Source organism: Pedobacter sp. R-06 (genome assembly GCF_049913135.1).
In the GTDB taxonomy this organism is placed as follows: Bacteria; Bacteroidota; Bacteroidia; order Sphingobacteriales; family Sphingobacteriaceae; genus Pedobacter.
The window spans coordinates 66333-80286 of sequence record NZ_CP183977.1 but is presented as its reverse complement, the minus strand read 5'-3'; the positions used below and the strand labels follow the sequence as shown (position 1 = coordinate 80286).

The 13954-nt window shown below is 40.9% G+C and carries 15 protein-coding genes; 12 read left to right on the top strand and 3 right to left on the bottom strand.

Annotated features, from left to right (window positions below; genetic code table 11):
- The first annotated feature begins 1 nt into the window (after window position 1).
- From ACN9MR_RS00380 to ACN9MR_RS00355, 6 genes are read left to right on the top strand one after another with little or no spacing between them, the layout of a single operon-like run.
- Window positions 2-1426, top strand: a complete 1425-nt coding sequence (locus tag ACN9MR_RS00380; RefSeq protein ID WP_426327659.1) for a hypothetical protein — start codon at window positions 2-4, stop codon at window positions 1424-1426.
- A complete protein-coding gene (locus ACN9MR_RS00375; RefSeq protein ID WP_426327658.1) occupies window positions 1410-2279 on the top strand; it encodes an FkbM family methyltransferase in 870 nt (289 codons plus the stop codon). The genes ACN9MR_RS00380 and ACN9MR_RS00375 overlap by 17 nt, the downstream gene beginning before the upstream one ends.
- Window positions 2280-2290: 11 nt before the next feature.
- Window positions 2291-3391, top strand: a complete 1101-nt coding sequence (locus tag ACN9MR_RS00370; RefSeq protein WP_426327657.1) for a glycosyltransferase family 4 protein — start codon at window positions 2291-2293, stop codon at window positions 3389-3391.
- Window positions 3388-4128 carry an FkbM family methyltransferase gene (locus tag ACN9MR_RS00365; protein ID WP_426327656.1) on the top strand — a complete coding sequence of 247 codons (741 nt, stop codon included), beginning with the start codon at window positions 3388-3390 and terminating at the stop codon, window positions 4126-4128. The genes ACN9MR_RS00370 and ACN9MR_RS00365 overlap by 4 nt, the downstream gene beginning before the upstream one ends.
- A complete protein-coding gene (locus ACN9MR_RS00360; RefSeq protein ID WP_426327655.1) occupies window positions 4125-5321 on the top strand; it encodes a glycosyltransferase family 4 protein in 1197 nt (398 codons plus the stop codon). The genes ACN9MR_RS00365 and ACN9MR_RS00360 overlap by 4 nt, the downstream gene beginning before the upstream one ends.
- A gap of 46 nt (window positions 5322-5367) precedes the next feature.
- Complete coding sequence (locus tag ACN9MR_RS00355; protein ID WP_426327654.1) at window positions 5368-6771, top strand: undecaprenyl-phosphate glucose phosphotransferase; 1404 nt, start codon at window positions 5368-5370, stop codon at window positions 6769-6771.
- On the opposite strand, the gene ACN9MR_RS00350 is transcribed toward ACN9MR_RS00355, so the two are convergent.
- Entirely contained in the window at window positions 6768-7577 is an 810-nt protein-coding gene (locus tag ACN9MR_RS00350; protein ID WP_426327653.1) for an FkbM family methyltransferase, read from the bottom strand. The two genes, ACN9MR_RS00355 and ACN9MR_RS00350, sit on opposite strands and share 4 nt — an antisense overlap.
- Window positions 7578-8079: 502 nt before the next feature.
- Between ACN9MR_RS00350 and ACN9MR_RS00345 the strand changes: the two genes are divergently transcribed.
- Window positions 8080-8250, top strand: coding sequence for a quinol oxidase subunit 4 (locus tag ACN9MR_RS00345; protein WP_426327652.1), 171 nt, complete (start codon window positions 8080-8082; stop codon window positions 8248-8250).
- A 51-nt stretch (window positions 8251-8301) separates the two neighbouring features.
- On the opposite strand, the gene ACN9MR_RS00340 is transcribed toward ACN9MR_RS00345, so the two are convergent.
- Entirely contained in the window at window positions 8302-8808 is a 507-nt protein-coding gene (locus ACN9MR_RS00340; protein ID WP_426327651.1) for a hypothetical protein, read from the bottom strand.
- Window positions 8809-8839: 31 nt separating this feature from the next.
- Complete coding sequence (locus ACN9MR_RS00335; RefSeq protein ID WP_426327650.1) at window positions 8840-9637, bottom strand: DUF4382 domain-containing protein; 798 nt, start codon at window positions 9635-9637, stop codon at window positions 8840-8842.
- Window positions 9638-9832: 195 nt separating this feature from the next.
- Between ACN9MR_RS00335 and ACN9MR_RS00330 the strand changes: the two genes are divergently transcribed.
- The 5 genes from ACN9MR_RS00330 (at window position 9833) to ACN9MR_RS00310 (ending at window position 13898) form a co-directional block, all read left to right on the top strand.
- Complete coding sequence (locus ACN9MR_RS00330; protein WP_426327649.1) at window positions 9833-10120, top strand: hypothetical protein; 288 nt, start codon at window positions 9833-9835, stop codon at window positions 10118-10120.
- A gap of 10 nt (window positions 10121-10130) precedes the next feature.
- On the top strand, window positions 10131-10982 hold the full coding sequence (locus ACN9MR_RS00325) for a hypothetical protein (protein WP_426327648.1): 852 nt from the start codon (window positions 10131-10133) through the stop codon (window positions 10980-10982).
- A gap of 5 nt (window positions 10983-10987) precedes the next feature.
- Window positions 10988-11662: a response regulator transcription factor gene (locus ACN9MR_RS00320; protein WP_426327647.1), complete on the top strand. Its 675-nt coding sequence runs from the start codon at window positions 10988-10990 to the stop codon at window positions 11660-11662.
- Complete coding sequence (locus ACN9MR_RS00315; protein WP_426327646.1) at window positions 11598-13001, top strand: sensor histidine kinase; 1404 nt, start codon at window positions 11598-11600, stop codon at window positions 12999-13001. Before ACN9MR_RS00320 ends, ACN9MR_RS00315 begins: the two co-directional genes overlap by 65 nt.
- A gap of 66 nt (window positions 13002-13067) precedes the next feature.
- On the top strand, window positions 13068-13898 hold the full coding sequence (locus ACN9MR_RS00310) for a DUF6597 domain-containing transcriptional factor (RefSeq protein WP_426327645.1): 831 nt from the start codon (window positions 13068-13070) through the stop codon (window positions 13896-13898).
- Window positions 13899-13954: the final 56 nt, after the last annotated feature.

Sequence of the window (13954 nt, the reverse complement as noted above, 5' to 3'; positions counted from 1 at the left end):
TATGGAAAACGGATATAGTAGTCTTCAGAGCAGTAATTTATTCGTGGAATGTTTCAGGGAAAGCATGCCTCTGGTTATTGCGGTAATACTGCTGTACCTGTACTATAACAAGCGGATCTCTATTATCGATACGCTGCTTTATGCCTTTGCAACAGAAGCCTATACCATGCTTTTAATCGGGCCTACCTTTACGGCTACTTTTTTTGTTGGCATCTACATCTTCGTTGAACAGGTTCATCAGTTATTTACCGGCAGGCAATACATCAGAAAGGAATATCTCTTTCTACTGATATTACCCCTACTATCGAGTATTGTGGTATTTCTGATCACACAATTCTACAAAGATCCTTTTAATTATCCTGGCGGAAGGCTATACGCTTTTTATACCAAGCCCATCTATTTTTACCTCAAAACCTATCTGCCTTTGTTTGCCATTGGCGCCAAGATCGTGCAGGAAAGGGGGCAGCTTTCATTTGAAAAATTTGCGGGCAGCATGAAAAAAATTGCGGTTATATCTTGTATTATAGCTGCTATTCAGATTGCCGTACAGCTTATTTTCCAGAATGTAGAACTTAGTGAGCTTTTAGGTTTACAAAGCCGTTATCTGATAATGGAGATCAATGGCCCGCTGGGTGTGCGGGTACAGGCCTTGTTCGCAGAGCCCAAAATATTCAGCGCTTTTCTTTCTTTAGCCATTCCCTTTTTTCTGAGAGACCGGAACTACAAGGCGGCTACGGTAATGTTTGTTGTGGGTATACTCACCTCCTCGCAAACCTTTTGGGTAAATATCATGGCTGGCGGTCTTCTTTTCTTTGCTCTGCCCAAGCTGATGTCGGTAAGATGGAAAATCATTAGTACCCTGGGCATGATCGTTGGTATTTTCCTCGCGATTGCCGCCTCTAAGGAATACTTTATGAAGCAGTACCTGGCTAACCGCAACCATCCCATATACCGGCTGCTACTTGAAAGGTCTACTTACCGCTATAATAACGAAATCTGGCGCAAGAACAATATTATTCTCGGGATTCCGCTACAGCGGGATATGGAACTGCCGGTTGTAGATTTTCTGAGGGATGAACCCTATCTGTTCATATCTGGTTATGGCGCTGGTAACAGTACGTTCATTCCTCCGCGTTATTTTTTCGGGCAGATGAGTTATCAAAACCGGGTGGAAGGTATTGGCGGGCAGAACCTAAATATGCGCTGGTTCTTTATTCTTGCAGAATTTGGGGCCGTTTCCCTGTTCTTCTTTTTCCTGATACTAACCCGAACGGCTCAGGAGACTCCACCCTTTCAACGTAGTTATCTGGCATATTTGGCCGTTTGTTTCTTTTTTAGCCAGATCGATCTATTTCTGATCATAGTGGCATTACTCTGCGCCTATAACGAATCAATAAACGAAAATGAACATGAACAAAGTACGTAGTATACTCTGGGGAATTCGATTCCGGCTGTCTTTATTGTTCCATTTCCTTTTCAATAAAAAGGTAAGGAGCAGAACAACATGGCATGAAATGATGTACCACCTGTTTTCGCCGCGCATGTATACAGTAGCCAATGGGAAAGCCACACTGATAAATAAAGATAAAAAGTACCGCTATTACCGGATAAAGGGCTATGAGGATTTATTCGTTTATCCTGCATCCGCACCGTTTTACAGTTTTGCGATGATTATGACGGAAGCAAGGCCACAACACTGGCATTACTACGAGATTCCGCAAACAGCCATAGCGCCCGGTGATGTGGTGGTTGATTGTGGCAGTGCAGAGGGCTTCTTTGCCTTCAGGCACCAATACACTGCCGGCCGCATTTATGCAATGGAACCCTTGCCATTGTTCATAGATTCCCTGCAGGAGCTTTTCCATCAAAAAAACAATGTGGCAATACTCCCCGTAGCAGCAGGTGATACCTGCCAGAAGGCATATATCAACATTACCTCCGATAACACCATACTGAATGGCACGATTGGGCAACGCAGTGAAAACGGAGAGGCCATTGAAGTAGATGTGGTTACCATCGACAGTCTCTTTGCTGAAAAGGGGATCAAGATAGATTACCTGAAGGCGGATATTGAAGGATTTGAAGAAAATATGATCAGGGGTGCTTTAGAAACCATAAGGGAAAGCAAACCGAAAATAGCGATCACCACCTATCATAAAGGACAGGATTATGAAAAACTGATCACATTGATCAAAAACGTGGTACCGGAATACAATTATCTCGTAAAGGGGATTCACTACCTATCGGGCAACCCGATAATGTTACACATGTGGATATAAAAACAATTTAGATGCAGGTATTTTTCGATAATATAGTATTTTCCATTCAGAAAGCCGGCGGGGTATCTGCTTACTGGTACGAGCTGCTGTCTGGTATGTGCAACAGCGAGCTTTCAATCCGCTTCTTAAACGCACAGCCGCAGTCAGACAATATCTTTGAAAAGAAAATAGATTATAATCGTTTCAACTGCATACGCGAGAGCAGGATCCCCCTTAAATACCTTCGTTACCTGCCGGTGCGTTATCCTCTTCCCACCGCTGCTATTTTTCACGGAGGATACCTACGTGTATCCCCTCAAAAAAACATCCTGAATATCCTTACCGTGCACGATTTTGCGCATGAACGGAAGTTGGCCTCAAAGTTCCCACGGGGACTGGCAAATATCCTGCAAAAAGCATATGGCATCCGGCGCGCCGATGGCATTATATGTATCTCAGACAGCACCCGCCAAGAGTTGCTTCACTTTTTCCCTGGTATTAACCCAGCGAAGATAAAAGTGATTCATCATGGTATTGGCAATTTCTATCCGATCAGCAAACAGCAACCGGTTACTTGTTCACTTGATATCGACTTCAAGGAAAAATTCGTCCTCTATGTAGGCGCACGCAGGAATTATAAGAATTTTTTTATGGCAGTAAAAACAATGGAACTGCTTCCTCCTTCTTTCAAACTGGTAGTGATAGGCGGCGAGCCCTGGAATAAAAAAGAAATAAATACGATGAAAGAAAAAATACCAGGACGCTATCATATTTTCCAGACAATAAGCCAGTCCGATCTGAATATATTATATAATCACGCTTTCTGCCTCCTTTATACCTCGGCTTACGAAGGTTTCGGATTTCCTCCCGGAGAAGCCATGAAAGCTGGTTGCCCTGTAGTAACTACCAATATGACATCCATGCCTGAAGTGGTAGGCAAAGCCGGGCTAATGGCCAACAGGCCAGATCCATTGTTATTTGCAGAAAAGATCAGCGCGCTGGAAAATGACACATTTAAACAACAGCTGATTGCACGCGGCCTAAAACAGGTACAACAATTTACATGGGACAAAAGTGTACAAGAAACAATTAATTTTTATAAAGACTGCTGGAACCTCAAATTTTCGACATGAATATGCTTTTCAAAATAACAGATGCCGTAAAAGTATTCCTGGCCTCGGGTAGGAGCCTCAGGTCGCTATCAGAAAAAGGTGCTTCCGTTGCTTCTACGCTGATACTCCACAACTGCAGGCATTACATCCCGGTATTAGGTACTATTATAGATGCAGGCGCTAATCAAGGTCAGTTTGCAATAGCTGCAAGCCACTTCTATCCTGGGGCGCATATATATTCCTTTGAGCCCCTTCCCGAAGTATATCCTGTTTTACAACACAATACGCGCAGGTTAAACGGCATTACCACTTACAACATGGCCTTGGGCAACTCAACCGGAACGCTAGAATTTTACAGCAATGCTTACTCTCATGCCAGCTCTGCCCTAAACGTATCTGCACTGCAAAAAAATATGCTCCCTAAAACAGCCACCTCCCATAGGATAGAAATACCAGTACAACGATTGGATGATTTGCACCACAAGGTAATCTTTACCTCACCGGTATTACTGAAAATGGATGTACAGGGATTTGAAAAGGAAGTATTGAAAGGTGCAATGACCAGTTTGCTGCAAATTGACTACCTGTTATTTGAAACCTCTTTTGTTCAGATGTATGATGGTGAACCGCTGTTTGATGAAATGCATGATTTTGTAAAAGAACTGGGATTTGAATTCATTGCTCCTGTAGGCTTCCTTCAATCTGAGAAATTACAAATCCTACAAATGGATCTTTTATATAAAAGGAAAAACATATGAAAATTGTAGTTAACGATCACTCAGGCCACGCCTTCACCCTTCAGCTTAGTAAGCAGTTCGCACAAAGCGGGCATCAGGTATTGCATGCTTATTCAGTTTCCTTCCAATCGCCCAAAGGAAACTTTGAAGACCTTCACCATTCAGGATCTGGCCTAAGCGTACTGCCCATTACCATTAAAGGTAAATTCGAAAAATATTCTCTTTTAAAAAGACGGAAGCAGGAAATTGAATACGCTCAGCAGCTCATCGCTACACTGAAAACATTTCAGCCTAACGTGGTGGTAAGCAGTACAACCCCATTATTTGTGCAGCAACACTTACAAGAATACTGCATCAGGAAGGGAATCAAATTTGTATATTGGTGCCAGGATATCTATTCGATTGCCATTCAGCAGATTGCAAAAGAACGACTGGGTTTTATGGGCTTCCCACTGTGGTACTACTTCAAAAAACTGGAAGCTGGGCTGCTAAGAAAAAGCACACATGTGATCAGTATTACACCGGCCTTTAATGATCTCTTTCAAAAATGGAAGATTGATCCGAAGCGGGTAACCTACATTCCCAATTGGGCACCTCTTCCTGAAATAACACTTAAAGGCAAGAACAATGAATGGGCTAACCGGCACCAGGTGGCTGATAAAATTTGTGTAGTTTACTCGGGTACACTTGGATTAAAACATAATCCATCCATACTATCTGCCGCTGCCCAATATTTCCGCAAGCATAAAGAAGTGCTTTTTATTATCATCTCCGAAGGTTTAGGGGCAGATTTCCTGCAAAAAGAAAAAGAGAAAAAGCAGCTGGATAATCTCCTGTTACTTCCCTTTCAGGATTTTCAAGACATGAGCCTAGTATTCGGCACCGCAGATATCCTGCTGGCCATACTAGAAAATGATGCTAGCACCTACTCAGTCCCTTCGAAAGTACTCGCTTACCTATGCGCAGAAAAACCAATAGTACTGGCAATGCCTCCAGATAACCTGAGCGCTGCTATTGTAGTAGACAATAAGGCTGGTTATTGTATTGCACCTGATAATGTACAAGGCTTTTTCCAGCAGATTGAAAAACTGGTAGCCGACCCTGTGCTTCGACAGGAAATGGGCTTTAATGGCCGTGCATATGCAGAAAAAAATTTCGACATCACACATATTGAAAGTCGATTTATGGAAGTGTTCAACACCATCCTAAACTAATTAAGAATAAGCTGTTCCCGTTCATAATCCTCTAATCGCACATGACATGAAAACTGGCACCCCTATTAATTTCTTACTAAGACTCCTGATAGATTATCTTGTATTGCTACTTGCCTTTTTATGCACATACCATTATATTTTTGGTCTGAAAAACGTATTCTTTTCCCTATTTAACCTGTTACTGTTAAGTATAAGTATTACCGCATGGACCATCATCGGGATGTCGGTGCATTTGTACGAGGAATTTAGAACAAGGTCGTTCGCTTACGAATTTATAGCTATTCTCAAAACCACCTTACTTCATACCTGTTTCTTCACATTCCTGTTCTTCTATTGTTTTAAGTACTACCCATATCCCAGAACATTTACTTTATTTCATGCGTTTTTAATTTTTACGGGCATTACGGTGATTAAATTCTTTGTAAAACAGTCGTTGCTTCGGTTGAGATCAAACGGTTATAATATAAAAAATGTACTTATAGTAGGCACAGGCGATACCGGTATGAAATTCTATAACACCATTACATCCAACGACCATTTCGGGTACAGGTGTGTTGGATTTATAGATGAGCAAACCAATCCCCATCTCAACGGGCAGTACCTGGGTAAAATATCTGATCTCCCCAGAATCCTGGAAGATTATGAAATTGACGATGTTATTGTAGCCCTACCGGAAACGCAGAATACGGAGATGGAAAAAATTATTATTGCTAGTGAAAAAGAAGCCAAGCGGGTAAGGATCATCGCAGATTGCCATCGTTTCTGTACTTCTACTGCCAGCATGAATTTATTCGGCACATTTCCGCTTTTAACGATCCGTACCTCTCCATTGGACGATCCTGCAAAACAAAGGTTCAAACGCATTTTTGAACTTTGCCTCACCACCATACTTTTCATTACTGTATTCTGGTGGCTGTTTCCCTTCATTGGCCTGCTCATCAAACTTTCTTCCCCTGGTCCCGTCCTTTTTAAACAGGAGCGGCAGGGCTTAAACAACAAAAAAATAACCTGTTACAAGTTCCGCTCGATGATAAGCAACAGCGCTACCATAAACGCAAACGGACAATACCTTCAGGCCACACTGAACGACTCAAGGGTTACCCCGATAGGAAGGTTCCTCCGGAAAACAAATCTCGATGAGCTTCCACAATTTTTCAATGTATTATTGGGAGATATGGCACTGGTAGGACCACGCCCTCATCCCATTCCTTTACACCAGGAATCAAAAAACACCATACAAAATTACATGCTGAGGCATGTAGTAAAGCCAGGAATTACAGGCTGGGCGCAAGTGAACGGCTACAGGGGTGAAACCAAGATTGAAGGCCAGATGCAGAAACGTGTTGACTTTGATCTGTGGTATATTGAAAATTATAGTATATGGCTAGATTGCCAGATCATTTTCCAGACACTGATGAATATGATCAAAGGAGATAAAAACGCTTATTAGTTATGAAGCTGCTTCAGCGCGACAATATTCTGAAAAGAAAATATTTCATAGTTCGTGCTGTTGTACGGGCCCAGCGCTTTCAGTCCATCAGGCAACATCCGATAAAAATCGTATCCGGGTAATACATCCACAATGTCCTTGAAAAAGGTTCTGGAGATGATATTCATCTCATTGAACTCCAACTGTATAACTTCCGCCATTCCGCTGGCGATGGTTTGCCTGGCTCCTTTTAGCACACTGAGCTCATGACCTTCTGTATCGATCTTTAATAATGCGATCTTCGAAATATCATGTTTCGCTACAAATTCATCAATGGTGGTAAGGGCAATAGCCACTTCCTCGGCTTTCCCCTTATGAAGATGTTCTATCACACCTTTATACATGCTGGCATGTTCTGATCCGCTATCACCCTGATAGTCATAAATAGCAGCCATACTATGTGTTTCCCCTGCTCCCTCTGGCACCGCTGTGAAATTGTACGCCATTGCAACCTCACTTAGTTTATTGAATGCTACTGGATGTGGCTCAAAAGCAAAGATTGGTTGGGTAACTCCATTCTTTCTCAGCATCACCGAATAGTTACCTATATTGGCACCAATGTCTAGAATCGCCCCAGAATCAAACTTTCCGAGAGCTTTCAAAAACTTAATAAATGCTTTCTCGCCAGACACGGTGTCGTTCTCATAATTCCTGAGACCCAATCCGAACAAACTCAGCTTATACAAAAAAAGATTCGCGGGATAAAAAATCCGCCGTGCAAACAAGAGTACATATACTCTTTTAACAGACTTTCCCAGGGCATTCATACTTTAAATGTTATCATCAGGCTACAATACTATAAACACTAATGTACTCATATTTTATACTGTAAATGTATTCACTTTATTCACTCATATTAAATTCGATTAATTTGAAGTGGTGGGTTAATTACCCGTATCAGACAGTTAAAACAATGGCAGGAAAAAAATTCGCACAAGCAGCGATAAGATCTAAAGAAAGCCCCAATCGGCCCTCCCCTGGATGAAATGATTAGTTATATAATGCATGCGTCGGATTAATTTCTCCCACATTCTTTACATTGAAGGTTTAAGGATTACGTAATAGTACATTTAAAGTCGGGAAAAATTACAACCCTACAGACCATAAAAGGCATGGAAGAACTATTACCCGCGGTTAATTTTGGTTTTTAAAAGAGATGGATTTGAAATACAATCAGCAAACCTACCCCCTGGATTTTTTGGGATAGTAAATTCATGACTTGATTAATAAAAAAAGAACAACTGGCACAGTTATCGCTCAATCATGATTATGAAACAGATATATTTTATTGTAGCGTTATCGGTAATGCTGCTTACCAGTGCTTGTTATAGTACCAGAACTGCCGGTAATAGCGGAAAAGTTCCACCAGGGCAGGCTAAAAAAGGAACAGGTTCAAAATCAGCCAGACCTTTTGCTCCGGGGCAACAAAAAAGAAATTAAAAAAGAAAACCCTCCAAATTTGGAGGGTTTCTTTCTTTATTACACAAACAACTAATGTTTTCCCTTACCGTTTCCATGGCCTTTGCCATTTCCGTTTCCTTTATTAAAATGCGGTGAGGGTTTTCCTTTATCGCCTTTATAAACTTTGGCATTACCCTTAGCCGGCGAATATTTTTGTCCTTTGCTTTTTCCTATTACCGATTGACCATGGTTGCCTTTAAATTTGGCATATTTTACTTTGTGGGTTTCGAAATAACGGTAAGGTTGACGTGAGTTAATCACCACCTTGTAGCCATTATATAAATCATACCCGCTATATCTTGGCGGTAAGGATGTGGTAAAAACCCAGCCTCCTGCACCCATATAAATAAACTGTTTTTTAGGTACATAATAATAGCTCTCGATATCGGGCAGGTAGTAATAATCTACATAATCATAGCCAACCGGGCCCCAGGCAGGCTGCGCCCCAATGTTTATATTTACACTTACCTGGGCCTGAGATTTGAAAGTAAGGCCGCCGCTTACCACGAGTAACAACAGCAATAATAGCTTTTTCATCGTTTTAAATTTAGATATGAATAATGGAGTTTTACTGTTTTAAAGTTACCGTGCCCAACGATGTGTTTTGACCTAAAGCCACTTTAACAGCAGCAATGGTACTATCTCTGTAACCCACAACCGGCGCAAATTTAACCGAGTAGGTACCTGAAGATAAGCCACCCACTGTAAATTTACCCGTTAAAGGATCTGCAACAGTACCCACGGTATCTGTACCTGCAATAACCAATACTTCAGGATGGCTGGCCAATGGCAAAACAGTTCCCGAAATTAACCCGGTAGTTGCCGATGCTATTCCACGTACCACTGGTTTTAATAAATATTTTCCGTTTCCGGTGCTTACGATCGATTTCGCCGCATCAAAGTCTAATAGCAGTGTATAAGCAGCACCTTCAACCAATTCAGGATTAGCTGTTAATTTCACCTTCCAACCAGATGTTTGTGCACTTGGTGTTTTAAGTTCCTGCTGAACACCATTTACTACAATAGTATTTCCAGTTTCGTTAAGTACCAGTCTGATTTCGGTAATTTCACCTGAAGGCATTTCGCCCGACGCAACCAAAATATCAGGATTACTGGTACCGATCCTAAAATCAAGGATATCGAATATGCCTGCACTAGCTGCAAATACATAAGGTTTATCGCCCGATACCAGTACAATCTCTTTTACACTTAAATTAATCTTATCGAAGTTACCCGGGGCATCGGTCATTTTAATCTGAACTTTAGTTGTTCCCTGGCTTGATTCATTTTTTTTACATCCATAAAAGGCAATCGTCCCGATTACGGCGAAGATGGCTAAAATGGTATTTACAAAATTTGTTTTCATGACTGTAGATTTTATTTAAAGTTTTACGCTTCAAAATTGAGGGCCGAAGATGAAAGCAACATGAAATTTAAAATTTATTTTTTTCATCTTAATTTCATGTTGCCAACCTACTTTTGAAATGTGAGCGCACCATGTATGGTGGTTTTTAGGTAGGGTTTACCTCTTAGGGGGTAAACTTTTTTTATATTTACAAAAATGATCCGATTCACCGTTATTCTTTGCCTGGCAATTGCCCCCTTATCGGGTGTTTTTGCCGTACAGCAAGATGCTATCGCTTTAACTGTTCCAAAGCCACAGGAAGAACAAGCGGTTAAAAAACAGAATAAAGAAAAAAAAGATCAAAAACCTGAAAATCAAAAACCTGAACCACTTCAAATCAAAGAAGTACCAAAAGCCAAAAGACAGGTAAAGCCCATGGCAGTAAAGCCTAATGTAAAGGTGAAACCCATTAAGATTATTAAACCAAAGATTAAAAGGCCGTAAAGGATAATATATGCGCATCCGTCTCTTAATTTTCTTCTCATTTTTGGTCATATCGAATGTAAAGGCGCAGCAGGATTCGACAAAAGCTACGCTTACACTTGCGGCCATGTATAATAGTAACATTAATTATTACGGACAGGTTACTCCTGAAAAATATCCGTATGTACTCTTTAATGCTACCTTACGGTTTCCAAGCGGTTTATATTTTTCGGGCGGTGGTTATAAGCTCTTAAACTATGGCTCAACCATTTCGGAAACAGATTTGGGCGTAGGTTACGATTATGATTTTAACGAAAAATTTACCGCCGGACTAGCCTATACCCACTCTTTTTTTCCTGCTAATTCTCCTTTGCTCCAGGCATCCAACAACAATAACATCAATGCATCGGCCGCCTACCAATGGCCTTGGTTTAAAACAGATCTTAGTCTGGATTTGGCTTTCGGAAAGCAAACCGATGGATTTATCAGTTTTGGAAATTCAAAAGAAATCGAACTGGGAACAGTGTTCAATGAAAAGAATCTTATTTCAATTACGCCAGCCGTAGAGATTACTGCAGGTACCACCCACTTTTACGAAACCTATATCATTGAAAAAAACAAAAGGCAGAATTCGAATGGGAATGGAAAGGGGAAAAGTGATACCGCCCCCGGAATCGTTAACGGGAGTACCACTGAGGTAGTTGAAAATACGGTCAATCAGTTTAAACTCTTGTCTTACAATTTTAAGTTACCTTTAAACTGGAGTAATGGAAATTTCCTTGCCGAAGCCAGTTATCAATTCTCCATACTTGGAAACAGAAAAGAAGAAAATGTAAAACACCAGCAGTCTTTCTTTGGTTTAGCAGTTTACTACCAATTTTAATCCTCATGAAGGTACTGATCATAGAAGATGAAAAAACGCTTGCCTTTGAAATGGAAAAGTTTCTTAAAAAGGCTTTCTTCTTGTGCGATCTGGCCCATAGCTTTAAACAGGGCGTTAATAAACTGGAGATGAACCAATATGATTACGTACTGATTGATTTAGGTTTGCCCGATGGCGATGGATTTGAGCTGCTCAGCAAGGCAAAAAAAAGCAATCCTGATGCCGCTTACATTATTCTTACCGCCAGAGGTAAATTAGAAGACCGGGTGGCAGGCTTAGATATGGGCGCAGACGATTATTTAGCGAAGCCTTTTTTTTTACCCGAACTCCAGTCGCGGATGCAGGCTATTGCCAGGCGAAAATTTAAAGTTGACGAGGCGTTAATTCCGCTCGGAAACTTTAACATCGATCTGCAAAAACGCTTCATATTTTTTGAGGAGGAGCAGATTGAACTTTCGCGCAAAGAATTTGATCTTTTAAGCTACCTTTTACTCCATAAAAACAGGGTGCTTACCCGGATGCAATTGAGTGAACATATTTGGGGCAACTTTGTTGATGATGATTACGACTCGAACTACATTGATGCGCACATTAAAAATATCAGGAAGAAATTAAATGTTTACGCTCCTACTGAATGGCTGGAAACAGTTAGAGGCGTTGGTTATAGAATTAAGAAGTAATTTGAAACTATCTACTAAACTTACTTTATTTATTACGGGATCTAAACTTGCCATTGTAGGTCTGTTTATCCTATTGCTTCCTTTTCTGATCGGGCAGATTGCTTCTAACTACACCAACTTTTCGCTGAGAAACCAGCAGAAAAAAGTACTCCAAAACATCAATAAAAAGGGAATAGATTATTACTTTGAAGGGGATAACAGTTATGGCAGCTATACCATGCTGAAAGATGAATACATTGCACTTGAAACCGTAGCACAAACACTGAAATTAGATACCATACGCGATACCAAACGTATTGTAGAACAAGACACCATTGCTTATCGGGTACTGAGTTTTACTTTTCAAAAAAACCAAAAAAACTACCTCTTAGAAATCGGTAAAACCACCGCCAGCATTAACCTTTACAATGATGCACTCCAACGTTTTGCTTTATACGTGCTTATCATTCTTATAGCCCTAAGTATTATTATAGATTTGATTTTTACCCGGCAGTTAATTAAACCCCTTGGTCAGATTATTAAATTAAGGCTGACCAACAGTAGGTTTCCTTTTAAAAAGAAACACGGCCATATTAACACCAGCACGCAAGACTTTAAATACCTCGATCATTCGCTTATTTCGTTAATGGACCAGATTAATGAGGCTTTTGAAAAGGAGCGGGAATTTACGGCCAATGCCTCGCATGAGTTTATGACGCCCATTAGTATATTACAAAACAAGATGGAAAACCTGCTTACTGAAGAATCGGCATCAGAAGCGGTACAGGAACATATTGTTGATATGATGAAAACATTGGAGCGGTTAAAGAAAATATCGCGTTCGCTCCTACTCATTTCGAGAATAGAAAATGAGCAATTCTCCAAACAGGAAGAGATAGAACCGCAAACACTCTTTAATGAAATAGTAGAAGAAATAGGTCATAGGCTTGAAGAGAAAAACATTCAGATCGACATCAAGCTTAGCCATAACAAGCGTTTAAGCCATATCAATCATGATCTCTTGTTTCAGCTCTTTTATAATTTAATTAACAATGCCATTAAGTTTAATAAAGAAAATGGGCGTATACAGGTTTCTGATCTGCTTGAAAAAGGTTATTACACCATTCAGGTTAGCGATAGTGGCCAGGGTATTAAAGCAGAAGATATACCACATGTATTTGATCGTTTTAAAAAAACCGGTCATGCCGAAAATGCGGGCTATGGGCTAGGACTTGCCATTGTAAAAAGCATTGCGAATTACCTTAACTTAAAGATTCAGGTGAATTCAATCCATGGGGATGGGGCAAGTTTTAAAGTTATTTTCGAAACAGAGCAACGCATGAGCAAATCTATAACCTAGTGCTGGAAGCTTGGCTATAAATTTTTCATAAGAAGTGTCCTTTTTTTACATCCAATATCCTCGAATATGCCGCCATTCAAAATGCATCATCAAGAATTCGAACCTCCACAGGAACTGCATGATACGATAAAGTGTTTTTGGTACAACAGGAGGGCATCTGGAGCAGAATTATCGAGCTTTGAAGTTGTACCTGATGGTTACGTAGAGATCATTTTTCACTTTGGAAGCGGCTGTAGCATTTCTTCCGGTGGGGAATTGCAGCCATTACCCTCACCATTTATGATGGGGCTACTTAATCAGCCTGCTATTTTTTACACGAAAAATCGTTTCGAGATCATTGGGATCAGGTGCTTTCCGTGGACTGTATTCGATTTGCTCGGTCTTCCATCCAACAAACATGGATTGCACCTATTCGAACACCCCATGGCCAAGCTTCAATCCAAGCTGAATACATTTATTCTTGCAGGCAGAATAGATGAAGCGGTGGCAGCAGTAAAGCAGTATTTCTTACAGATAAGAGCCCAGGTTACTCCTAACAGTATGTTGTTCAAAGCCGGGATTGCCATGCAGGAAGCAAAAGGTACCATACCGGTGAGGGAGGTGGCGGCGGCGGCACACGTAACGGTGCGCACATTGGAAAGGAACTTTAAACGATCTTCGGGCCATACGGTTAAAGATGTATCAGGCCTGATGCGTTTTGAGCAGGTACGCAACCGATTGTGGCATGATCCGAATGCCAACCTGACCAGTTTGGCACATGAATTTGGTTATACCGATCAACCTCACCTCAGCAAGGAATTTAAACGTTACAGTGGCACCAGCCCTGCAGCATTCGCCCGGAAAGCAAAAAAAGGCAAACAAGGTTTAAGCAACGACCTGCTTAATCTCTCATCCTAAACCCAACGGAGAATTGTCGTGTTTATACAAGCCTAATATCTGGATATTCCAGAATT